24 protein-coding genes are annotated in these 22,294 nt (G+C 70.0%); 12 read left to right on the forward strand and 12 right to left on the reverse strand.

What is annotated here, in order from left to right; all coding sequences use genetic code 11:
* The first annotated feature begins 113 nt into the window (after window positions 1-113).
* Together EV193_RS13845 and EV193_RS13850 are read left to right on the forward strand one after the other, a co-directional pair.
* Window positions 114-3,962, forward strand: a complete 3,849-nt coding sequence (locus EV193_RS13845) for a Pls/PosA family non-ribosomal peptide synthetase (protein ID WP_242613369.1) — start codon at window positions 114-116, stop codon at window positions 3,960-3,962.
* Complete coding sequence (locus EV193_RS13850; protein ID WP_130344524.1) at window positions 3,956-5,206, forward strand: M1 family metallopeptidase; 1,251 nt, start codon at window positions 3,956-3,958, stop codon at window positions 5,204-5,206. The genes EV193_RS13845 and EV193_RS13850 overlap by 7 nt, the downstream gene beginning before the upstream one ends.
* A gap of 93 nt (window positions 5,207-5,299) precedes the next feature.
* On the opposite strand, the gene EV193_RS13855 is transcribed toward EV193_RS13850, so the two are convergent.
* From EV193_RS13855 to EV193_RS13870, 4 genes are read right to left on the reverse strand one after another with little or no spacing between them, the layout of a single operon-like run.
* Entirely contained in the window at window positions 5,300-5,716 is a 417-nt protein-coding gene (locus tag EV193_RS13855; protein ID WP_130344525.1) for a hypothetical protein, read from the reverse strand.
* Window positions 5,713-6,018, reverse strand: coding sequence for a YbaB/EbfC family DNA-binding protein (locus EV193_RS13860; RefSeq protein ID WP_130344526.1), 306 nt, complete (start codon window positions 6,016-6,018; stop codon window positions 5,713-5,715). Before EV193_RS13860 ends, EV193_RS13855 begins: the two co-directional genes overlap by 4 nt.
* A gap of 4 nt (window positions 6,019-6,022) precedes the next feature.
* The gene (locus EV193_RS13865) at window positions 6,023-7,030 is read right to left on the reverse strand and encodes a M15 family metallopeptidase (protein WP_130344527.1); all 1,008 of its coding nucleotides are present in this window, start codon (window positions 7,028-7,030) and stop codon (window positions 6,023-6,025) included.
* Between the two features lie 10 nt (window positions 7,031-7,040).
* A complete protein-coding gene (locus EV193_RS13870; RefSeq protein ID WP_130344528.1) occupies window positions 7,041-7,787 on the reverse strand; it encodes a transglycosylase SLT domain-containing protein in 747 nt (248 codons plus the stop codon).
* Between the two features lie 276 nt (window positions 7,788-8,063).
* On the opposite strand from EV193_RS13870, the gene EV193_RS13875 reads away from it, so the two are divergent.
* Together EV193_RS13875 and EV193_RS13880 are read left to right on the forward strand one after the other, a co-directional pair.
* Window positions 8,064-8,558, forward strand: coding sequence for a hypothetical protein (locus EV193_RS13875; protein WP_130344529.1), 495 nt, complete (start codon window positions 8,064-8,066; stop codon window positions 8,556-8,558).
* Between the two features lie 55 nt (window positions 8,559-8,613).
* Window positions 8,614-8,823, forward strand: coding sequence for a hypothetical protein (locus EV193_RS13880; RefSeq protein ID WP_130344530.1), 210 nt, complete (start codon window positions 8,614-8,616; stop codon window positions 8,821-8,823).
* 5 nt (window positions 8,824-8,828) lie between these two features.
* On the opposite strand, the gene EV193_RS13885 is transcribed toward EV193_RS13880, so the two are convergent.
* On the reverse strand, window positions 8,829-10,634 hold the full coding sequence (locus tag EV193_RS13885) for an AMP-dependent synthetase/ligase (RefSeq protein ID WP_130344531.1): 1,806 nt from the start codon (window positions 10,632-10,634) through the stop codon (window positions 8,829-8,831).
* A gap of 67 nt (window positions 10,635-10,701) precedes the next feature.
* Between EV193_RS13885 and EV193_RS13890 the strand changes: the two genes are divergently transcribed.
* Window positions 10,702-11,082, forward strand: coding sequence for a polyketide cyclase / dehydrase and lipid transport (locus EV193_RS13890; RefSeq protein WP_130344532.1), 381 nt, complete (start codon window positions 10,702-10,704; stop codon window positions 11,080-11,082).
* A 10-nt stretch (window positions 11,083-11,092) separates the two neighbouring features.
* Window positions 11,093-11,884, forward strand: coding sequence for a metallophosphoesterase family protein (locus EV193_RS13895; RefSeq protein WP_130344533.1), 792 nt, complete (start codon window positions 11,093-11,095; stop codon window positions 11,882-11,884).
* A gap of 15 nt (window positions 11,885-11,899) precedes the next feature.
* Here the strand turns inward: EV193_RS13895 and EV193_RS13900 are convergent, their stop codons facing one another.
* Window positions 11,900-13,075 (reverse strand): HNH endonuclease signature motif containing protein, encoded by a 1,176-nt coding sequence (locus tag EV193_RS13900; protein WP_130344534.1) that lies wholly within the window; start codon window positions 13,073-13,075, stop codon window positions 11,900-11,902.
* A gap of 288 nt (window positions 13,076-13,363) precedes the next feature.
* Between EV193_RS13900 and EV193_RS13905 the strand changes: the two genes are divergently transcribed.
* The 4 genes from EV193_RS13905 to EV193_RS13920 are packed head-to-tail and all read left to right on the forward strand — an operon-like array spanning window position 13,364 to window position 16,304.
* Entirely contained in the window at window positions 13,364-13,813 is a 450-nt protein-coding gene (locus EV193_RS13905) for an SRPBCC family protein (protein WP_130344535.1), read from the forward strand.
* Window positions 13,814-13,819: 6 nt separating this feature from the next.
* Window positions 13,820-14,944, forward strand: a complete 1,125-nt coding sequence (locus EV193_RS13910; protein WP_130344536.1) for an ArsA family ATPase — start codon at window positions 13,820-13,822, stop codon at window positions 14,942-14,944.
* Window positions 14,941-15,366, forward strand: a complete 426-nt coding sequence (locus EV193_RS13915) for a hypothetical protein (RefSeq protein WP_130344537.1) — start codon at window positions 14,941-14,943, stop codon at window positions 15,364-15,366. Before EV193_RS13910 ends, EV193_RS13915 begins: the two co-directional genes overlap by 4 nt.
* Window positions 15,363-16,304: an ROK family protein gene (locus tag EV193_RS13920; protein ID WP_207222632.1), complete on the forward strand. Its 942-nt coding sequence runs from the start codon at window positions 15,363-15,365 to the stop codon at window positions 16,302-16,304. The genes EV193_RS13915 and EV193_RS13920 overlap by 4 nt, the downstream gene beginning before the upstream one ends.
* Here the strand turns inward: EV193_RS13920 and EV193_RS13925 are convergent, their stop codons facing one another.
* The gene (locus EV193_RS13925; RefSeq protein ID WP_207222633.1) at window positions 16,305-17,000 is read right to left on the reverse strand and encodes a TetR/AcrR family transcriptional regulator; all 696 of its coding nucleotides are present in this window, start codon (window positions 16,998-17,000) and stop codon (window positions 16,305-16,307) included. It lies immediately after the preceding gene.
* Between the two features lie 97 nt (window positions 17,001-17,097).
* On the opposite strand from EV193_RS13925, the gene EV193_RS13930 reads away from it, so the two are divergent.
* Both EV193_RS13930 and EV193_RS13935 read left to right on the forward strand, forming a co-directional pair.
* A complete protein-coding gene (locus EV193_RS13930) occupies window positions 17,098-17,610 on the forward strand; it encodes an NAD(P)-dependent oxidoreductase (protein ID WP_207222634.1) in 513 nt (170 codons plus the stop codon).
* A 4-nt stretch (window positions 17,611-17,614) separates the two neighbouring features.
* Entirely contained in the window at window positions 17,615-18,493 is an 879-nt protein-coding gene (locus tag EV193_RS13935) for an NAD(P)-dependent oxidoreductase (protein ID WP_278044179.1), read from the forward strand.
* Between the two features lie 45 nt (window positions 18,494-18,538).
* On the opposite strand, the gene EV193_RS13940 is transcribed toward EV193_RS13935, so the two are convergent.
* From EV193_RS13940 to EV193_RS13960, 5 genes are all read right to left on the reverse strand, one after another.
* Window positions 18,539-18,889 carry a hypothetical protein gene (locus tag EV193_RS13940; protein ID WP_242613370.1) on the reverse strand — a complete coding sequence of 117 codons (351 nt, stop codon included), beginning with the start codon at window positions 18,887-18,889 and terminating at the stop codon, window positions 18,539-18,541.
* A 1-nt stretch (window position 18,890) separates the two neighbouring features.
* Window positions 18,891-19,667 carry an ABC transporter permease gene (locus EV193_RS13945; protein WP_130344540.1) on the reverse strand — a complete coding sequence of 259 codons (777 nt, stop codon included), beginning with the start codon at window positions 19,665-19,667 and terminating at the stop codon, window positions 18,891-18,893.
* Window positions 19,664-20,695: an ATP-binding cassette domain-containing protein gene (locus EV193_RS13950; RefSeq protein WP_130344541.1), complete on the reverse strand. Its 1,032-nt coding sequence runs from the start codon at window positions 20,693-20,695 to the stop codon at window positions 19,664-19,666. The genes EV193_RS13945 and EV193_RS13950 overlap by 4 nt, the downstream gene beginning before the upstream one ends.
* Window positions 20,696-20,948: 253 nt before the next feature.
* A complete protein-coding gene (locus EV193_RS13955) occupies window positions 20,949-21,605 on the reverse strand; it encodes a PadR family transcriptional regulator (protein WP_207222635.1) in 657 nt (218 codons plus the stop codon).
* 43 nt (window positions 21,606-21,648) lie between these two features.
* Complete coding sequence (locus tag EV193_RS13960) at window positions 21,649-22,140, reverse strand: hypothetical protein (RefSeq protein WP_130344542.1); 492 nt, start codon at window positions 22,138-22,140, stop codon at window positions 21,649-21,651.
* Between the last annotated feature and the right edge of the window lie 154 nt (window positions 22,141-22,294).

Genomic DNA, 22,294 nt, shown 5'->3' on the forward strand with positions numbered 1-22,294 from the left:
CCACGAAGTCCGGGAATCACATGAACTCCGAGTAAACTCGCTGCTCGGCGGCGTCCCGAGCTGTCCGATTCCCTCTCGAAAGGCGTTGGTGTGGCTTCATACGTGGCCATGAAGTGACCGCCGTTGTCGAGCCTGATGTCCTGACCGGACCACCCGACGCACCCGCGCTGTTCTTCGCGGGTGCCGCCGCGTCCGAGCGCACGCTGCTGGGCATCCTGACCGAGACCGCGCGCACGTATCCACAGGCACCGGCGGTGGACGACGGCACGACCGCCCTCACCTACACCGCGCTGCTGTCCGAGGTGGACGGCCTGCGGCAGAAGCTGGCCGCCGAGGGAGTCGGCGTCGGCGACCGGGTCGGCGTGCGGGTGCCCTCCGGTTCGGTCGACCTGTACGTGTCGATCCTCGCCGTGCTCGCCGCCGGTGCGGCCTACGTCCCGGTGGACGCCGAGGACCCGGACGAGCGCGCCGAGCTGGTGTTCTCCGAGGCCGCCGTGTGCGCGACCCTCACCGCCGGCCGCCAGCTCGTCATGCGCGAGACGCCGTCCGGACGCGCCGGCGAGCCCGGCCCCGGCGACGACGCGTGGATCATCTTCACCTCCGGGTCGACCGGCAAGCCCAAGGGCGTGGCCGTGACACATCGCAGCGCCGCCGCGTTCGTGGACGCCGAGGCGCGCCTGTTCCTGGTCGACGAGCCGATCGGGCCGGACGACCGGGTGCTCGCCGGCCTGTCGGTGGCGTTCGACGCGTCCTGCGAGGAGATGTGGCTGGCCTGGCGGCACGGCGCGTGCCTGGTGCCGGCGCCTCGCTCGCTGGTGCGCACCGGAATGGATCTCGGGCCGTGGCTGGTCGAGCAGGAGATCACCGTGGTGTCCACGGTGCCCACGCTCGCCGCGCTGTGGCCGACCGACGCGCTGGACGACGTGCGGCTGCTGATCTTCGGTGGCGAGGCGTGCCCGCCCGAACTGGCCGCGCGGCTGGCCGTGGACGGCCGCGAGGTGTGGAACACCTACGGCCCGACCGAGGCGACCGTGGTGGCCTGTGCCGCGCGGCTGACCGGCGAGGGCCCGGTGCGCATCGGGCTGCCGCTGGACGGCTGGGAGCTGGCCGTGGTGGACCCGGCCGGCGAGGTCGTCGAGGCGGGGGAGACCGGCGAGCTGGTGATCGGCGGCGTCGGGCTCGCGCGCTACCTGGACCCGGTCAAGGACGCGGAGAAGTTCGCGCCGCTGCCGTCCACCGGATGGGCGCGCGCCTACCGCAGCGGTGACCTGGTCCGCGCCGACGCCGAGGGCCTGGTGTTCCTCGGACGGCTGGACGAGCAGGTCAAGCTGGGCGGGCGGCGCATCGAGCTGGGCGAGGTGGACGCCGCGCTGCAGGCGTTGCCGCACGTCACGGGTGCCGCCGCCGCGGTGCGCAGCACTGCCGGCGGCCACCAGATCCTGGTTGGCTACGTCGTGCCGGAGGAGGGCTTCGAGTCCGCCGGGGCGGTGGACCGGCTGCGGTCCGCACTGCCCGCCGCACTCGTCCCGCTGATCGCGACCGTGGACACGCTGCCCACCCGCACGTCCGGCAAGGTGGACCGTGCCGCGCTGCCGTGGCCGCTGTCCACTGTGGACACGTCGACGGAAACCGTTGAGCTGCACGGGGTCGCGGCGTGGCTGGCCGAGCAGTGGGGCGCGGTGCTGGGCGCGCCGGCGACCACTCCGGACGCCGACTTCTTCGCCAGCGGCGGCGGCAGCCTCGCGGCCGCGCAGCTCGTCTCGCTGGTGCGCGAGCAGTACCCGACCGTCTCGGTCGGCGACGTCTACGAGTACCCGACGCTGGGCGAGCAGGCGGCCCGGCTGGAGGCGCTGGACGCGGCCACCCGCCCGTCCCGCACCGTCGTGCCGACGCCGCGCGCCGCCGGCGTGATCCAGACGCTGGCCATGATTCCGCTGTTCACGCTGATCGGGCTGCGCTGGACGGTGCTGCTCGGCGCGGCGGGCAACGTGCTCGCGGCGACCGCTCTGCCCTGGGCGCCAACGGTTTCCTGGTGGCTCGTGGCCGTCGGGTGGGTACTGCTGATGAGCCCGCCCGGCCGGCTGGCGATCGCTGCCGGGGGAGCGCGACTGTTGCTGCGCGGGGTCAAGCCCGGCAGCTACCCGCGCGGCGGGAGTGTCCACTTGCGACTGTGGGCGGCCGAGCGGCTGGCCGAGGTGTCCGGTGCGACCAACCTGTCCGGCTCCTGGATCACGCACTACGCGCGGGCGCTCGGCGCGAAGGTCGGGCCGGGCGTCGACCTGCACTCGCTGCCGCCGGTGACCGGAATGCTTCGGCTGGGCCGCAACTGCGCGGTGGAGCCGGAGGTGGACCTGTCCGGCAACTGGGTGGACGGCGACACTGTCCACATCGGACGGATCAGGATCGGATCCGGCGCGACCGTGGGGGCGCGCAGCACGCTGTTCCCCGGCGCCAGGATCGGCAAGCGGGCCGAGATCGCGCCCGGGTCCGGCGTGGTCGGCTCGGTGCCGACCGGTCAGCGCTGGGCCGGCGTGCCCGCGGCGAAGACCGGCAAGGCGGCGCACCGCTGGCCGGGCAAGCGCCCGGCACGCAGCCGCCGGTGGTCGTTCGCCTACGGCGCCAGCTCGTTCATCCTCGGCCTGCTGCCGCTGATGGCCGCGGTACCGGCGCTGCTGATCATGGCCGCGTTCCTGGACGGCGCGCCCACACTCGGCGCCGCGACCGGCCGTGCGCTGCTCGCCGTGCCGGCCGCGACACTGGCCTGGTTCGCCGGCTACGCGCTGCTGATCCTGGTGGCCGTGCGCGCGATGTCCATCGGCCTGCGCGAGGGCCACCACGCCGTGCACAGCCGCGTCGCCTGGCAGGCGTGGACCGTCGAACGGCTGATGAACATCGCCCGGCAGGCACTGTTTCCCTTGTACGCCAGCCTGTTCACCCCGGTCTGGCTGCGCGCGCTGGGCATGAAGGTGGGCCGGCGCGTGGAGGCGTCGACCGTGCTCGCGCTGCCGTCGCTGACCAAGGTGGGCGACGGCGCGTTCCTGGCCGACGACACCATGGTCGGCTCCTACGAGTTGGGCGGCGGCTGGATGCGCATCGCCGCCGCGCGGGTCGGCAAGCGGGCGTTCCTCGGCAACTCCGGCATGACCGCGCCGGGACGGTCGGTACCGAAGCGCGGCCTGGTCGGCGTGCTGTCCTCCGCCCCGAAGGGGGCCAAGGCGGGCAGCTCGTATCTGGGCATGCCGCCGATGAAGCTGCCGCGCGCCGCCGAGGAATCCGACACCAGTCGCACGTTCGACCCGCCGCGCCGGCTGATGATCGCGCGCGGGCTCGTCGAGATGCTGCGGATCGTGCCGGTGATGGCCTCGGCCGCGCTCGCCGTGCTGACCCTGGCCACCCTCTGGTGGATCGGTTTCCCCGCCGCGGCCGCACTCGGTGGGCTGGTGCTGCTGGCCGCCGGTGGGGTCGCGTGCGCGGTGGCGATCGCCGCGAAGTGGTTGCTGGTCGGGCGTTTCCGCACGATCGAGCGTCCACTGTGGAGCGCGTTCGTGTGGCGCACGGAGCTGGCCGACACGTTCGTGGAGATGCTCGCCGTGCCGTGGTTGGTCGGCTCGGTGGACGGCACCCCGATCATGAACGCGTGGCTGCGCGGGCAGGGCGCGTCGATCGGGCGGGGCGTGTGGTGCGAGTCGTACTGGTTGCCCGAGGCCGATCTGGTGCGCCTGGGCGACGGCGCCACGGTGAACCGGGGCTGCGTTGTACAGACCCACCTGTTCCATGATCGGATCATGCGCATGGACCAGGTGACGATCGATGAGGGTGCCACGCTCGGGCCGCACGGGATCGTGCTGCCGGCCGCGAAGGTCGGCGCGCACGCCACTGTCGGACCGGCCTCGCTGGTGATGCGGGGTGAAGACGTCCCGGCGGGCACTCGCTGGCTGGGCAACCCGATCACGGCGTGGTAACCGACTCCTACCTGCCCGGGCACGGCAATGCCGGCTACCGGGTGCGGCACTACGACCTGGAGTTGGACTACAAGCCGGGGCCGGCGCGGCTGTCCGGGCGCGCGCTGATCACCGCGGAAGCGGATGGCACGCTGCCGCGCTTCGAGTTGGACTTCGGCGCGTTCCGGATCAACCGCGTGCTGGTGGACGGGAAGCCGGCGCGCTACACGCACGGCGGCGGCAAGCTGCGCGTGCGGCCGGCGAAGGCGGTGCGCGGCGCGTTCACCGTCGAGGTGCGCTACGTCGGTACGCCGCGACCGGTGCGCACCCGGCACTGGGGTGACCTCGGCTGGGATCAGCTCACCGACGGATCGCTGGTGGCCAGCCAGCCGGTCGGCGCGCCGTCCTGGTTTCCTTGCGACGACAGGGTTTCCGCGAAGGCGCCGTTCCGGATCGCGGTCACCGCGCCGTCGCCGTACACGGTTGTCGCGAACGGTGTCCTGGTGGACGGGAAGGTCGGCGGCAGCACGACGAGCTGGGTCTACGCGTCCGACGCGCCGATGGCCCCGTACCTGGCGACCGTGCAAATCGGACAGTACGAGCGGGTCGAGCTGGGTGGCGATCAGGTGGCCGCCGTGCCGGCTCGGCTGCTGCCCGCGTTCCGGCACGACTTCGCCCGCCAGCCGACCATGATGGCGCTGTTCTGCGATCTGTTCGGCGACTACCCGTTCGACTCCTACGCCGTGGTGGTGACCGACGATCCGCTCGAGGTGCCGGTGGAGGCGCAGAGCCTGTCGATCTTCGGGGCGAACCACGTCGACGGGCGGCGCGGGTTCGAGCGGCTGGTCGCGCACGAGCTGGCGCACCAGTGGTTCGGCAACAGCGTCGGGCTGGCCGACTGGCGGCACATCTGGCTGAACGAGGGGTTCGCGACCTACGCGGAGTGGTTGTGGTCCGAGTCGTCCGGCGGGCCGTCGGCGGCGACGCTGGCCGAGCACTCGCGGGCGGTGATCGCCGCGCTGCCGCAGGACATCCGGCTGTCCGACCCCGGTGTGGCCCGGATGTTCGACGATCGCGTGTACCAGCGTGGGGCGCTCACCCTGCACGCGCTGCGCGAGCGGCTCGGCGACGCGGCGTTCTTCGAGCTGCTGCGCGAGTGGACCAGCCGCCACCGGCACGGCACCGCCACCACCGAGGACTTCCTCGCCCTGGCCGGCCACCGCGATCTCCTCACCCCCTGGCTCGAGTCGCCCCGCCTGCCCTGATTTCGCGAGTCCCGCGCTGTGCACCGGCGAGTCCCGCGCCCTGCACCGTGCAGAGCGCGGGACTCACCGTGTCTGAGCGCGGGACTCGCGGGTTTACACGGCCCAGGTTTCGACGGTGGAGAAGTCGTCGCGATCGTCCAGTGGTGACACTCGTGGTCGGGGCGCGGCGGGCTCGTCCGGCAGCACGATCGCGCGCAGCTCGGTGGTGAGCTGGTCGCCGAGAACCGGTGCCAGTAGGGCGATGCCGGCTTCCAGGGCCGCCTCGGTCGCGCGCCCGGCCAGTCGGGCGATCTCGGCCGCCAGCGCCGCCATATCGGTCAGCGCCGAGTCGGCCAGCTCGAGGCCGACGATCCGCCCGTCCAGGTTCACCGTCACCTCGACGCCCCCGCCGACGCGGCTGCCGCTCGCGCTGCCGGTGACCGCCCGCAGCGCTGCGGGCAGTGCACCCCGATCGGGCTGGTCGGCGATCTCGATCAGCTCGTCCACGCTGTAGCTGGAGAAGTCCCTCATCGCGCCCTCCAGGTGTCCGGCGTGGTCGACTCGACCCGCTCGACGAGCACCAGGTCGCCGCCGAGGCCGAGCGCGTCGAACTGCGCGTCGCCCACCCCGACGGACGGGTCGCGCAGCGCGTTGCGCGCCCGCTGGTCCGCCTCCGCGGTGGCCATCCTGATCGTCTCCAGGATGGTGTCGGCCAGCAGCCGGGCGCCGAGTGTGCGGGCCTGCCTGGTGAGGGTGAGCGAGGACAGCGCCCCGCCGGGGTGCGCCTCGACGGTGACCGTGCCCGAGGCGTCGCGTGCGGATCCGGTGATCATCGGTTCACCTCGTGTAGGTCCAGTGCCACTTCTCGCTCGGCACGTCGTTGACGAACCCGTACTCGTCGGCGTGCTGGCGCAGCCAGTTGAACGTCTTCTGGTCCGGGATGTTGATGTCCGCGCTGAGCCCGATGCCGTGCGTGCTGGTGCCGGGTCGCGCCGCCAGATTGCCCTGCCCGGACTGGTACAGATCCCACAGATGCTTTTGCTCGGCGTAGGTGCGATAACCGGAGTTCACGTGCAGGGTGATGCCATCCTTCTTGGCGGCGGCGTCCATTCTGCGGAACTGCTCGGCGGCCGCCTTGTGCATTTTCTCGCCGTCGCCGACCGACGAGAGCCGGCTCGCCGGAACGTGACCGTTGCGCAATCCATTGGTGTTCGCGTGGCGCGGCTTGTCGTGGTCGCGCCGCCGCCGTTTCGCGGGCTCATGGTGCTTCTTGCCGCGCGGTTTCTCGGCCACCCCGTCGTGCTTGACCTCCTTCTCCAGCGCGCGCAGTTCCTTGGCCGCCTCGACCAGTTCGGCGCGCACCTTCTTCAGGTGTCCGCCGGATTCCTTGGCATACCGTGCCCCGAGCGCCTCGACCTGGCCGAGCGCGTGCAGGATGCCGCCCCGCGCGCCGGCTCCCGAGAGGTTCAAACCCGTGTTGAGCAGCCCTTTCGCCTCGTTGGTGTAGCTGGTGGCGAGCCGCTCGGTCGCGGTGTGCGCGCCGGAGATCGAGCCGGCCATATCCGCGACGATCTTCGCGCCGTTCGTCCCCGCGGTCGCGGTCACCTGGAAATCATGGCCGAGCCGGGTCGACTTCTTCTCGAATTCCTTCGCACCGGCGCTGTCCCATTCACCCAACACGGTGGCGACCTGCTTCTTGTGCGCCGTCTCGTGTTCGCTGATCTCCTGGGAAACGCGCTGGAACGCCTGATGCGTCTTCTGTGCGTCCTCGGCACGTCCGCGCAGTTTGTCCCGGTGTGCGATCAATTCGTGCGCGAACGATTGCGCGATCTGTTCTGGTGTCACGACGTCGCCCCTAGAAGTTCTTCTCGATGCTCTTGCGCATCAGCTTTTCGATGTCGTCCTCGATGCCCCGGTAGTCCCGCGCGACGGTGGCGACCTTCGTGCCGAGTCGGTCCACGTTCGAGCCGGTGACCTTCACCTGCCGCTGCAGCGCGGTGGTGAACCCGTTGAGTGCGCCGAGGAACCCGGTCTCCCTGCCGATCTGGCCGAAGCTGTCCGCACCGGTCTCGCGCAGCGGCTCCAGGTGGGTCTTGCCGAGCCTGCGCAGGTCGTCCCCGACCCCGCCGGCACGCTTGGCGTACGCCTCCAGTGCCGGCGTGTTCACGGTGAAGCCGTCACCCTTCGCGCCGCCCGACTGAGCGGTAGCGGAGCCGGCGTGGCCGCCGCTGCGGGACACCGCCCGCGCCGCCTTGCGCGCCTTGCCGAGGAACTGCTTGTACGCGCCGCTGGTGTAGGTGGTCCACGGCTGCCAGTTCGTGCCGTCGCTGGAGATCTTGTTGGCCGCCTTGGCATTGCGCGCCGGATTGAACAGCTGGCGGTTGGACTTGAGGTTGAACTCGTCGCGCCGCGCCGGCCCGAGGTCGCCGAGCATGTTGATCTGCCACAGGCCGTAGGAGTTGTCCGGCGGGGTGGAGTTGTGGGCGCGTGGGTTGCCGCCCGACTCGGCGAACGCGACCGCGACCGCCGTGGTCAACCCCCGGCCGCGAAAGCCGGCGTCGTAGGCGTACTGCGCGATCTCCTGCGCTGACAGCGTGCTCATGCGGCAAGCCTCGCCGCGCGGGCGGCGTGGCGGTACTGGCCCTGCACGCCCGGTCAGACCGACTGCTCAGACTGTGAAACTCAAGCTAAGACACCTACATCGCCTCGATGCGGGCGGCGTAGCGCTGCGCGCCTTCCGGCTCGCCGCATCGGTGCGGTGCTGCCTGACGCAGAGGTGCTGTAGCTGGTTTGGCTGTGACGAATCGACATACAGCGACAGTCGATATGCATGGGGTTCGTTTGTGACCCCATCTGTGGGGAAATTGGGGTAAAAGCAGTGAACAAGTTGAAGAGTGTCGCCTTTATGGCGTGCGCTGGACTTGTGGTCAGCGTGTTGGCATCAAACGCGGCTAGTGCGGCCGTGAAAGTGGACCGAATCGTTGGCTCGAAAGTCCTGGAGTCGCCTACGAAGGTTGCGGAGTACTGGACACCAGAAAGAATGGCGGCTGCGGTGCCGGCGGACGCCACAGGTGTCGACCGGACCGGGGGTGCCGAGGACAAGGACCGTGAACGGCTGATAGAGCGTGAGCTTGCCAAGCCGATCGCCGGTTTGGAACCCGAAAGAGAAGAAGATCAACGATGCCTGGTTCTCATACACGACTGGAAAAGTGATCGTGCGCGCGACTTCGCTTTCGTGATCACTAACAACAATGCCGATGGACGTAGAGTCGTCGACGCTGCGGGCGGGCATGGCCTGACTGTCAATCCTGACCGGCCTTTAGTGCATATCGCCGGCTACCCCGTCGATAGGGACGGAGGACGTGTCCAATGATCACACCGCCGAGGTCTACTTCGCGGCCGATGGAGCCTCCCCGTAGGAGGCTCCGATGAGGGGCCGGGGACGGGCGTTGCTCACCGCGGCGGGCGTGTTGCTGCTGGTGTACCTGGGCTTCAGCAGGCCCGAGGCCGGGCCGAACACGCCGTCGCCTCGGCCGACGTCCTATGTCGTCCCCTCGCACGATCCGAGCTACTGGAACTCCGAACGTATGCGCAGCGCCGTTCCCGAAGACATGCCTGGTGTCCCGCCCGCTCGGTGAGGGGCTCAGGAAGGCACGTACATCGCTTCGATGTCGGCGGCGTACCGCTCGGCCACGATCGCCCGGCGCAGCTTCATGCTGGGCGTCAGCTCGCCGGCCTCCTCGGTGAAATCCGTTGGCAGCACACGGAATTCGCGGATCGACTCGGCGCGTGACACCAGCGAGTTCGCGTCGTCGACGGCGCGCCGCAGCTCCGCGCGCAGCCGCTCGTCGGTGGCCAGCTCGGTGATCGGCGCGCCCGCGCGGCCGGCGTCGCGCGCCCAGGTCGCGGCGAATTCCGGGTCCAGCGTGATGAGCGCGCCCACGAACGGGCGCCCTTCGCCGACCACCATGCACTGGCTGATCAGCGGGTGCGCGCGCAGCCGGTTCTCCAGCGGCGCGGGTGCCACGTTCTTGCCGCCCGCGGTGATCAGGATCTCCTTGCTGCGCCCGGTGATCCGCAGAAATCCGTCGCCGTCCAGCTCGCCGATGTCGCCGGTGCGCAGCCAGCCGTCGTCCACCGCGTCGCTGGTGGCCTCGTCGTTGTGCCAGTAGCCGGAGAACACCACGTCACCGGCGATCTGGATCTCGCCGTCCTCGGCGATCCGCACCGACGTGCCGGAGATCGGGCGGCCCACGGTGCCCACCCGGAACGCGCCCTCGCTGTTCACGGTGGCGGCGGCCGACGTCTCGGTCAGCCCGTAGCCCTCGTACACCGGCACGCCCACGCCTCGGAAGAAGTGCGCCAGCCGCGCGCCGAGCGGTGCGCTGCCGGAAATCGCCGCCACACAACGACTTCCGAGCGCGGCCCGCAGCTTCGTGTACACCAGCCGGCCGGCGATCGCGTGCTGCACGCGCAGCCACGGCGACGGCCCACCGGTGTCCAGCGATTCGCTGTAGGCGACCGCGAGCCGGTCCGCCAGGTCGAAGATCTGGCCCTTGCCCTCGGCGTGCGCCTTCTGCTTCGCCGAGTTGTAGACCTTCTCGAACACGCGCGGCACGGCCACCACGAACGTGGGGCGGAACGTGCCGAGATCGCTCACCAGGTTCTTCACGTCCGGCACGTGCCCGAGCGTTGTGCGCGCGTACACACAGCAGAGTGTGATCGCGCGCGCGAACACGTGCGCCATCGGCAGGAACACGAGCATCGAGTTGCCCGGCCGCATGAGCTGCGGAAACGCCGCGATGTCCGCGCGCACCTCGGCCAGCAGGTTGCGGTGGGTGAGCACGACACCCTTGGGCCTGCCGGTCGTACCGGACGTGTACACCAGCGTGGCGGTGTCCTCGGCGCGCACCTCGAGCCGGCGCTTGTGCGCGTCGTCGTCGGACACCTCGGTACCCAGGTCGGTCAGCTCGTCGACCGCGGGCTCCACGTCGGGGCCGGCTTCGATCTGCCACACCCGCTCCAGCTCGGCGAGGCTGCCGATCACCGACTCGACCCGCTTGTGGTGCTCGTCGGTCTCCACCACGATCGCCCGCGCGCCGGAGTCGGACAGGATCCACTCGATCGCCTCGGCCGAGGAGGTTTCGTAGATCGGCACGGTGACGCAGCCGGCGGTCCAGATCGCGAAGTCGAGCAGTGACCACTCGTAGCGCGTCTTGGACAGCAGTGCCACGCGGTCGCCCGGCCGCAGCCCGGCGGCGATCAGGCCCTTGGCCGCCGCGAGCACGTCGGCGGCGAAGGCCTTGGTGGTGACGTCCACCCAGGATCCGTCGACTCTGCGGCGGAACCCGACCGAGTCGGCGAACCGCTCGGCGTTGGCCCACACCATGTCGGTGAGGTTCTCCTCGTCGGAGACACTCGTGTTGTCCGGGGCGCTGAACTCCCGCACGTCGACACCCTCCGTCTGCGTCAGGACACCCGAAAACTAGCGCGCACGGTCGTGCGATGCTGCACGGGTGCCGGCAATCGACGTGGTGGACGAGACGTTCGTCGCCGTGCCGCCCGAGGTGGTGGCCGCGGCTTTCGCCAGTCCAGGGACGTGGCAGGCCTATTGGCCGGACCTGGAGCTGGAGGTATACGCGGACCGGGGTGCCGAGGGTCTGCGCTGGACGGTGACCGGCGCGCTGGTCGGCACCATGGAGGTCTGGCTGGAGCCGATGCTGGACGGCACGCAGTTGCACTACTTCCTGCGCGCCGACCCGCCGCACGAGCTGCGGCCGGGCAAGCTGCTGGCCGAGCGAACCCGCCGCCAGCTCGCCGCCAAGGCTGTCGCGTTGGACCTGAAGGTGATCCTGGAGGATGGCCGCGCGCCAGGGGTTCCGCCGAAGCGCCACTAATGTGAACGGTGTGCGCCTTCACGTCGTCTCGGACATCCACGGCAATGCCGAGGCGCTGGCCCGTGCCGGCGACGGGGCTGACGCGCTGGTGGTGCTCGGCGACCTGATCGACTTCGTGGACTACCACGATCACTCGAAAGGGATCCTCGGCGCGGTGTTCGGGGCTGAGCGGGTGGGCCGGTTCGCCGCGCTGCGCCGCGAGCGGCACCACGGTGAGGCGGCCGCGTACGCGCGCTCCCTGTGGGCTGAACTCGGTGACGCGTCCACCGTGGTGGAGGAGGCGATCCGGGAGCAGTACGCGACCCTGTTCGCCGCGATGAGCGCGCCCACCTACGCCACACCGGGCAACGTCGACGTGCCGGCGCTGTGGCCGGAGTACGCGGGCGAGGGTGTGCGAGTGCTGGACGGCGAGGTGGCCGAGATCGGTGGGCTGCGCTTCGGGTTCGTCGGCGGCGCGCTGTTGCCGCGTGGTGCGGTGCTGCGGCGCGCGCCCGGCGTGTGGCGGCCGTATCTGCGTACCGAGGCGGACTTCGCCGGCTCGGTGGACGCGCTGGACGCGGTCGACGTGCTGTGCAGCCACATTCCGCCGGACGTGCCGGAGCTGACCTACGACGTGATCGCGCGGCGTGCCGAGTACGGGTCGGCGGCGCTGCTCAAGCTGATCCACGCGCAGCGCCCGAGGTGGTCGCTGTTCGGTCACGTGCACCAGCCGCTGGCCGGCCGCGCGCGGGTGGGCCGTACCGAATGCGTGAATGTCGGCCACTTCCAGCGCACCGAACGCCCACACGTGCTGCGCTGGTGACGGGTGTTGCATAACTCACGCTGCGTGCATCGTGTTGCGGATGGGTTTCCGTTGTGGGTCGATCCACGTGGGCGGAATGTAGTGCGGGAGGCCGTTGCGCATGACGATTTCCCAGTCCTGCTCGTGAATGATGGTGTGGTGGAATCGACACAATAGTGCCATCGTTTCCTCACTGGTGATCCCACCGTTGAGCCAGTGCACGATGTGGTGTGCGTCGGTCCATTCTGGTGGCCGGTCGCAGCCGGGGAATGTGCAGCCTTTGTCTCGGGCGATCAAGGCGGCGCGGATTGCCGGGGTGGCGGTTCGTTGCTCGCGTCCGACGTCGAGTGGCTTCCCTTCGCTGTTCAACACGATGGGTGTGATCCCGGCGTCGCAGGCGATCTGCCGAATGGTTTGAGGTGTGATCAGCGCTCCGAAGTCGCCCCTACCGAGCCCGATCTGGTCGCGAAGTTGTTCGTAAGAAATCGTCAACGCCAAGTGCGGCCGGCGTCCGCCGTCCTGCGGCAGCGTGTCCGAGTTGAGCATCCGATGCGCCAACTCGATCAGCGCTTCGGCCCACCGCAGGCTCGCGGAGCGGTCGTCGTCTTTGCCGGCGGGTTTCGCCAGCGGTGACAGCGCTGCTTTCAACACCTCGGCGCATTCGGGTGAGAGCCGCCCGCGCATCAGGATCGTCCCGTCGACGTTCTCGATCATCGAGAACTCCATGCGCTTGCGTGCAGCTTGTTCTTCCAGGACAACCTGTTCGGGCTGCAGGTGTGCCCGTGTGCGGAGGGCGAGCTTGCCGAGCTTCACCGGGTCGAAGCGTTCGGCCTCGTCCACGAGCAGTTGCTCGACCTCGGCGTGATGCTCGACCGGAAGCTTGTCGATCGTGGCGCGCACAACCTGCACGTGATCGCGACTGATCGCCCCAGCGGCGAGTGCCTTCGCCGCCACAGGTAGCGGTGCCTCGATGGGCTGGCCGGTGAGCGTGGTGGAGCCGAACAGCGCGTTGGCGTCGGCTACTCGCCGTCGTGCGTCGGCGGGTGAGATCCGCACGGTGTCCCGTAGGAACGAGGATGTGGAGTAGGCGCCCATTTCTTTGGCGAGGCCTTGCTCATGGATTTCGTGGACGAGTTGAAGTCGCTCGTATTCGAGTTGTCGAATGTGGATTTCGCGAGCCCGTAGCTCGTCGATTAGTTGCTGTCCCCTCATACCTCGATTCTACCCAATTCGACCGACCACTATGGGGTGAACAATGGGAGCAAGGTGGCGGCGCGGTACGGGCAAAAGGCAGGCGGAGCCTGCCCGTAGCGCCTGCGGTTAGGGCCGATCGAGGCTCACAAGTCCAGGGCGAACCCCGCCAAGGGGTGAGTCGGCGAAGCCGACGCCGTAGGCGCCCTTGACTTGTGAGTATCGGCCCGCACAATTCCGCGCCGCCACACCCCAAGCCTCACGCAGCCGCCACCCCAACATCGACCACGACCAGGTAGCCTGCCGCCCATGGCCGACGAGTCGACTCAGTCCATCGTCGTCGACGCGAGCGCGGACGAGATCATGGCGGTGATCGCGGACTTCCCGGCGTACCCCGAGTGGGCCGCCGCCGTGAAGCAAACCGAAGTCCTGGACGCCGACGACGCCAACGCCGACAGCAACAGAGCGAAGAAAGTCCGCTTCACCCTGGACGCCGGCGTGTTCAAGGACGTCTACACGCTCGAGTACGACTGGGCCGCCGACGGCCGCGAGGTCAACTGGAACCTCGTAGAAGGCCAGATGCAGCGCATGCAGCGCGGCACCTACAGACTCGACCCGCAAGACGGCCAGACCAAGGTCACCTACACGCTGTCCGTCCAGCTCGTAGTCCCGATGATCGGCCTGTTCCGCCGCAAAGCGGAAAAGATGATCATGGACACCGCGCTGAAGGAGCTCAAGCGCCGAGTCGAGGGGTCCTAACCCGGCGTGCGGATCCTGTTGTTCACAGGCAAGGGCGGCGTGGGGAAGACCACGCTCGCCGCGGCGACCGCGGCCGCACTCGCCTCGGCCGGGCGCAAGACGCTCGTGGTGTCCACCGACCCGGCACACTCCCTGGCTGACGCGTTCGGCACCAAGCTCACCGGTGAACCGTCCGAAGTGGACGACGGGCTGTACGCGTCCCACGTGGACGCCCGCGCGCTGGTCGACAAGTCCTGGGACGACCTGCGCCGCCAGGCTCGCACGCTGCTGGCCGGTGCCGGGGTACACGAGCTGGACGCCGAAGAACTGACCGTACTTCCCGGCGTGGACGAGCTGCTCGCCCTGACCGAGGTGCGGCGGCTCGCGGAGACCGGCCCGTGGGAGGTCGTGGTGGTCGACTGCGGCCCCACCGCCGAGACGCTGCGCCTGCTCGCGTTGCCCGAGGCGGTGTCCAGCTATCTCGATCGCCTTCCGCTGTCCTCGGTCGGCGCGCCGGTGCGCCGGCTCGCCGAGCACCTGCGCGGGCTGCGCGCCCTGCTGACCGACGCGCGTACCACCACCGTGCGCCTGGTGCTCACGCCCGAGCGGCTCGTGGTCGCCGAGACCAGGCGCACCCTGGCCGCGCTGGCGCTGCGCGACATCCAGGTGGACGCCATGATCGCCAACCGGCTGATGCCGCGTGCCGGTCGCAACTGGGGGCGCGCGGCCGGCTGGTTGCGCACCCGCAGGCGCGAGCAGGACGCGGTGCTGTCCGAACTGGACTCCTCCGCGCCGGTGCCGCTGCGCACGGTCGAGCACCGCGCGGCCGAACCGGTCGGCACACCGGCACTGTTGGAGCTGGCCGAGGAGCTGTACGCGGGCGCCGATCCGCTTGGCGAGGCGTCCGGCCAGGCCCGTCAGCTGCTCGCCGTCCAGCAGGTGGGAACGGCCTACGAGTTGCGGATCTCCTTGCCGCTCAACGATTCCACCGATCTGGACCTGGCCAGGGTAGGCGACGATCTCGCGGTGACGGTGGACGGGTTGCGCCGGCTCGTCGCGTTGCCGATGCTGTTGCGTCGGTACACCGTGACCGACGCCGAGGCCACCTCCGACGGCCTCGTGGTGCGCTTCGAGCCGGGAGTGAACCGATGACCGAGCAGGAGGCGGGCACGCGGCTGGCAGAGGAGATCGGCCTCCTGCTGGACGCCGTGGCCGATCGCGCCGGCCCGTGGCTGGACCGGGTCGCGGCGAGCACGCACGACGAGCACGCCGGGCAGTCCGATGTGGACGGTGAGCCGACCCGGCCGGTCGCCTGCGGCTGGTGCCCGCTGTGCTCGGTCATCGCGCTGCTGCGCGGCGAGCCGTCGGAGCTGGCCGGCAAGGCGGTCGAGCGCGCGGCCGAGCTGATCGCGCTGCTGCGCGCGGTGCTCGCGGACCGCTGGGAGCCGGGGACCACGCACATGCCCGGATTCCGGCCGCCGCCGAGAGAACGCGAACCCGCGTACACCGCGGAGTCCACTTCGGACAGTCGGGAACGTCCTCGAGTGCAACGGATACCCATTCGCCGGACATGAACACGATCGGAGTGGACGTCGGCGGGACGAGCGTGCGAGCCGGCGTGGTGGACTCGCACGGCACCGTCGTGGACACGGCACGCGCACCGACGCCTCCCGAGGAGGCGGCGCTGGAGGACGCGATCACCTCGGTGGTGTGCCAGCTCGCCCGCCGGCACACGGTCGCCGCAGTCGGGCTCGCCGTGGCCGGGTTCGTCACCCGCGACCGCGCCTCGGTGATGTTCGCGCCGCACCTGCCGTGGCGGGGTGTCGCGGTGGCCGACCGGATCGCCGGGCGGGTCAAACTCCCCGTGGTGCTCGAACACGACGCCAACGCGGCCACGCTCGCCGAGTACCGCTACGGCGCGGCGCGGGGCAGCAGGGTGGCCGTACTGGTCGCGATCGGCACCGGCATCGGCGGCGGACTTCTGTTGGACGGCAAGCCTTTCCGGGGCGCGCACGGGGTCGCACCGGAGTTCGGTCACCTGTGCGTGGTGCCCGGCGGCCGGCCGTGCCCGTGCGGCAAGCGCGGCTGCTGGGAGCGGTACTGCAGCGGCACGGCGCTCGCGTCCACCGCGGTGGACCTGATGGCGCGCCATCCCGGAATGTCCACCGTGCTGGCGCGGGAGGCCGGGGTCGACTCGCGGGCGATCACCGGTCGCAAGGTCGCCGGAGCCGCCCGGGACGGCGATCCGTTGGCACAGCGGGCGATGGCGGAGCTGGCCCGGTGGCTGGGCGACGGCCTGACGCTGATCGCCGATCTGTACGACCCGGAGATCGTGGTGATCGCCGGGGGAGTGTCGGAGTCGGCGCCGCTGTTCCTGGACGCGGCGCGGGAGCACTACGCCAAGCGGATCACCGGTGCCGGGTACCGGCCGCTGGCGCGGATCCGCACCGCACAGCTCGGCGACGACGCGGGCATCGTCGGCGCGGCCGCGCTGGCCGCCGAGATCGTGTGATCACTTCGGGGCGCGCAGCCCGAGCGAGGTGATCATGTCGATCATCTCGGCGTGGAAGAGCTTCTCCGGCCTGCGGGTCTGCCCGGTCAGGTGCCCGTACACCTCCAGCGCGATCAGCCCGTGCATCCTGCCCCACATGCGCAGTGCCAGCGCGAAGCCGGCCGGCGGCAGCATGGGGAGCGCCTTCCGGGTCAGGGCGACGATGTCGGCATCGAAGTCGGTCCAGCGCGCGGTGCCGGACGGCGTCACGGTGATCGCGGGCCACACTTCGGCGACGAGCTCGGTGAGCCCGGCACAGGCCCGCAGTTCGGCGTCGGCCGCCGGGCCGCTGGTCGGCGCGCGATAGCCGGGCACCGGGTCGCCGTAGATCAACTTGTAGCCCTCGGGATTGGCCACCGCCCACTCCCGGACGGCCTCGGCCCAGGCCAGCAGGCGCGCGCCGGGCGCACTGCCGGCCGCGTCGCGGGCCCGTTCGGCCGCGTCGAGCAGTGCCGTGTACAGGTCCGCGATCAGCGTGGTGACCAGGTCGTCCCGGGTGGGGAAGTAGCTGTAGATCGCGCCGGCGGTCATGCCCATCTCGCGGGCGATGGCCCGCAACGAGATCGCGTCCGGTCCGCCGGCGGCCATCAGCCGCAGCGCGATCGTCTTGATCTCCGTGGCGGTCTCGGCGCGCAGCCGCTCTCGTCTGGTGGGCATCACGACTTGACACTCTACAACGTCGAGATACTGTGGGCCGTGCAAACTCTAAACGCCGTGTAGTAATCGAACGGCATGCATGAACGAGGGGATATCCATGGACATCGGAGTGCTCGGCGCGACCGTGCGGCTCGACGTCGTGGTCAACGCGGGCGGCTCGATCGAGGACCAGATCGCCAACGCCGGCGTGCTCCCGGCCGCCGCGCGCACCCTGCTCACCGCACTCGAACGACGGCCGGCGACCAGGCTGATCGTGGTCGGCGGTGGCGGCAGCCTGGAGGTGGCGCCGGGGGATCGGCTGATCGACGACGACCAGCGGCTGGACACGGTGCTGACCGACAACCTCGGCGTGCCGCTGGACTACCGGAAGGTGGTGCTCGCCGAGGTCGAGGTGCTCGAACTGTGCCGGCTGTCCAACCGGTACTGGACCTACGTCGGCCCGGCGGCCGGGTTGATCCACTCCGGCGAGCGCACCGGCCGGTACCGGACCGGCGGCGACCAGCTGCTCGCCGTCGACGCCGACATCTCCGCCGAGGACCTGGCGGTCGCCATCGTCGACGAGATCGAGATTCCGCGGCACATCCAGCGCCGGTTCGCGGTCGGCGCCTGATTCGGTGACACACAAGGAGAATCGAATGTCGGACAAATCGGTGACCGTGATCGGGTTGGGCAACATGGGCCACGCGCTCGCCACCACGTTCCTCGGCGCGGGGCTCCGCACCACGGTGTGGAACCGCACGCCAGGGAAGGCGCCGAGCGGCGCGTCGGAGGCGGCGAGCGCGGCGGACGCGGTGGCGGCGAGCCCGCTGGTGGTGATCTGCGTCGCCGACTACGACGCCGTGCACCAGGTGCTCGACCCGATCGCCGGCACGCTGGCCGGGCGCACGATCGTCAACCTCACCTCGGGCACCCTGGATCAGGTGCGCGAGATGGCCGAGTTCGCCGCACGGCACGATGCGTCCTATGTGGACGGTGCGGTGCTGGCCGTGGCGGAGATGGTCGGCACGACCGACGCGCAGCTGATCTACAGCGGCCCGCGCGAGGTGTACGACGCGCATGCCGGTGTCCTGGACGTGCTCGGCGAAGGCCGGCACCTCGGCGAGGATCCTGGCACGGCGGAAGTGGTCGACGCCGGTCTGGTCGGCTCGCTGTACTTGCTGCTCGCCGGGTTCCTGCACACCGCGGCACTGGCGGACACCGCGAACGTCACACCGACCGAGGTGGCCGGCCTCGCGAGCAAGTGGCTCGTCGGCGCGATGGCGTTGTTGCCCGGTCTGGCCGCCGAGATCGAGGCGGGCGACTACACCGGTGGGGCGTTGCCGGTGGGCATCAACCACTGGGCGCTCGGCGCGATCACGTCCGTCAGCGAGCAGTCCGGTGTGGACGCCGAGATCCACCGTCCATTTCGGACACTGCTGGGGCGCCAGGTCGAGGCGGGCCGGAGTGCGGAGAGCATCGCGAGTGTGTTCGAGCTGCTGCGCCGGTCCGCGTGACCGGACGCGGGCGGCGGCACCGCGTCGTGCCGCCGCCCGCGCGGGTCAGGCCAGCTTCCGCTCCAGATCGCGGATCATCTCGGCCAGCGCGCGCCGCATGGACTCGCGGTAGCCGATGAACAGCTTGTTCGCCAGCGGCACCAGCGCGCGACCTCGTTTGGCCACGTTGAACACGCTGTACACGATCCGCGTGCCGGCCGGATCGGGCTCCAGCCGGTACTCGCCGCGGTACCACCAGTTTCCTTGCACACCAAGGGTTCTGCGATCCCGGTCGACGTCGACGTGCACCTGGTAGCCGTCCGGCTGGACCGCCTGGGCGTGCACGGTCAACACCAGATCGGTCACCTCGGACAGCGGCGCGCGCACCACGCCGTCCACCTCGAACATCGGCCGCATGTCACACCGACCTCTGGTACGAGCGGAACGCCCTGGTGGCCAGCCATCCCATGATCAGCGCGACCGCGAGCAGCCCGCCGAGGCGGGACAGGATCGCGCCCCAGTCGGGATCGGCGGACAGCGCGGACCGGCTGGCCACCACCGCCCAGTCGACCGGGTTGAAGCCGGACACCGTGCGCACCCATTCCGGCGAGGTCTCCTTGGCCATCATCGCCGAGGACAGGAACGACAGCGGCAGCGTCAGCATCATGGAGAAGCCGATCAGCGACTCCCGCGTGCGCACCAGCAGCGCCACCCCGTTGGACAGCGAGGAGAACGCGACCGCCAGCAGCACCGCGGCCAGCAGCATGATCAGCACGCCGAGCACACCACCGGAGAAGCTCGCGCCGACCGCCAGCCCGACCAGCACGATGATGATCGACTGGACGATGGTGGACACCGCGGCGTCGGCCGAGCCCGCGGCCATCAACGCGGCGCGGCTCACCGGGGAGGACAGCATCCGGTCCATCACGCCGCGATCCATGTCCTCGATGAACGCCATACCGGCCCAGCCCGCCGAGAACAGCACGGTCATCACGACCACGCCGGGGGTGAGGAAGTCGATGTAGGAGCCGCCCGTGAACCCCGGGATCTCCACCACCCGCTTGAACAGCTGCCCGAACAGCAGCAGCCAGATCATGGGCTGTACCAACGTGATCACGATGAACACGGGTTGCCGGAGCAGCGCCCGCAGCGCACGGGCGATGAGGTAGCCGGTGTGCGTCACCATGGTGGTCATCGCGCGCCTCCGTCCTCTGCGGACGCGAACGTCCTGCCGGTGTGCCTCAGGTACACGTCGTCCAGCGAGGGCCGCGCGACGGTGATCGACGCGACGCCGACGCCCGCCGACTCCAGCGCGGCGAGCACCCTGGGTACGGCACTCGCTCCGTGGTCGACGCGCGCCCGCACCGTCCGGCCGTCCACAGTGGACTCACGGGTGCCGTCCAGGCGCTCGATGGCCTGGAGGGCCGAGGAGATCTCCGACTCCGGCGCGATCTCGGCCACCACGGCGTCGCCGCGCAGCTCGCTCTTGAGCTGTTCCGGCGTGCCGGTGGTGATCAGCCGCCCACTGTCCACAATGGCCAGTTGACTGGCCAGTCGGTCGGCCTCTTCCAGGTAGTGCGTGGTGAGCAGGATCGTCAGGCCCTCTTCCGCGGACAGCCGGGAGATCTCCGCCCACATCTCGGCGCGCGCCTGCGGGTCGAGCCCGGTGGTGGGCTCGTCCAGGAACAGCACGGCCGGCCGGTGCATCAGGCCGAGCGCGACGTCGAGCTTGCGCTGCATGCCGCCGGAGTAGGTCTTGACGATCCGGTTCGCCGCGTCGGTGAGCCCGAACGTGCCGAGCAGCTCGTCGGCGCGGCGGTGGACGTCCTGACCGCGCAGGCCGTGGATCCGGCCGGCCAGCAGGAGATTCTCCCGCCCGGTCGCCTCCGGGGCGGTGCTGTGCCCCTGGGTGACCACGCCGATCCCGCGCCGCACCCGGTCCGGGTGCCGCAGCACGTCGTGGCCGGCCACGGTGGCCGTGCCGGACGTCGGCGTGGTCAGCGTGGTGAGGATCTTGACCGTGGTGGACTTGCCGGCACCGTTCGGGCCGAGGAGTCCGAATACCGTGCCCTGCTCGACCGAGAAGCTGATCCCGCCGAGCGCGTGCACGGGATCGGCGCCGCGTGCGTTGTAGGTCTTGACCAGTTCGCGCGCCTGGATGGCGGGCGCGATCGTGTCCGCGGCGTGTTCGGGCGCGCGCCGCTGATCATGGCGGACAGCCATATCCGTTCCTCCGATGCGTTGTGGGTCAACGGATCGGCTCACGGGCTCAGCTATCCTGAAATTGCGCCTGGGTGCTGTGCTCGTACGAGCCGACCTGGGATTCGATCGCTGGCCGGGTGTTGCCGCACCCGGCCAGCGGTGTGTCACGACAAAGTCGCCGGTTCCCCTCTCTGCCGCTATATATCCGAGCCCGAGTATGTCGCGGTGTCGCCTCTGACGTCAATATGGTGTCGCGATGATGTCGCGGGTTGTTTCAGTCGGCCCTGCCCGTTGGGGGTCGAGTCGCCAGCCAGCCCAGGTCGACGGTGACAACGCCGGTCTCATTCACCTGCCGCCAGCCCTCGATACCGCCGAGCGTGCCCTTCTCGATCTTCTCGATCAGCGCGTCCACGAACTCCAGTTCGGCCGCTCGCAGCGCGCGGGTGTAGTCGTGCTCGATGAGGAGGATCTCCGCGAGGGCGTGCGTCTCCTTGATCTTCTCGGTCACCGTGTCCCATCCGGTGATCAGCACGTCGAGCCGGTTTCGCCGCTGTCGCAACAAGTCCAGCGCCTCATCGGGGTGCAGCACGCCGATCAGCGACAGTCCCGCCTCGAACTGGGTGAACTCCTTGACCGGCGTGGAGATCAGCTCGCTGAGCCAGTCGATCAGCTCCGCCCGCCCGGCCTCGGTGATCGAGTACACGGTCCGCTCCGGCCGCTTGCCGTCCTTCACCGTCTCGTGCACGTCGATCAACTTGTGCCGCTGCAGCGACTGGATCACCGAGTAGAGCGACCCGTAGTTGAGCTTGATGCTCTCTTCCTTCGATCGCTCCCGCAGCGTCGTGGACATCTCGTACGGGTGCATCGGCTTCTCGGTCAGCAGCGCCAGCGCCGCAAGCGCGAGCGGATTCGAGACCTTCCGACGAGCCACGACAACCTCCGGATCGAATACTCGAACCAGAGTATACGCAGTGTCAGACCTGCGCGCCGTCGTCGCCGTCGTCAGGCCCACCGGGCGGGCGCTGCCGCATGCGCAGCACGAGCAACCCGGCTCCGGACGCGAACGCGACCAGTGAGATCGGCGTGGCGATCTTCGTCGGGAGCCCGATCACGCTGGGCACCGCGAGCAGCAGCAGACCGATCCCCAGCAGCACGATCGCCAGGATGGTGATCGGCCGCAGCGACGGCAGCGGCGGCGGCTCGGGCGGCACGTAGTGCTCGTCGTCATCGTCGTAGGGCGTCCACGACGGGTCGTACTCGGTCTGGTGCGCGCGCCACGACGAGGAGGGAGCGGTGGGCGCGGCCTCGCGCGGCTCCTGGTCGCCCTTCGACTTCTCGTCGTCCCCGCCGTCGTCCTTGTCGCGCTCACCCGTGCCCACCCCTTGGGCCTCGAGATCCGCGACGATCTCGGCGAACGCGGCGTCGACGTCCTCTGGACCGTCCTTGCCGCCCGATGTGCCCTTCACGGCCCTCCTCGCGATGGGTGACCGGCCTCGTCTGGTCTTGTCATCGTCGCACGAACTCCGTTGGCTACAAGTAGTCGCCGGACACTTGTCCGATCGTTGTGCCTGTGACGGTGATCCCGGGAAGACTCTGGGTAGTCCCATACGTCGTAGGCTG

Origin of the sequence: Herbihabitans rhizosphaerae (assembly GCF_004216555.1) — a bacterium.
Classification (GTDB): Bacteria; Actinomycetota; Actinomycetes; order Mycobacteriales; family Pseudonocardiaceae; genus Herbihabitans; species Herbihabitans rhizosphaerae.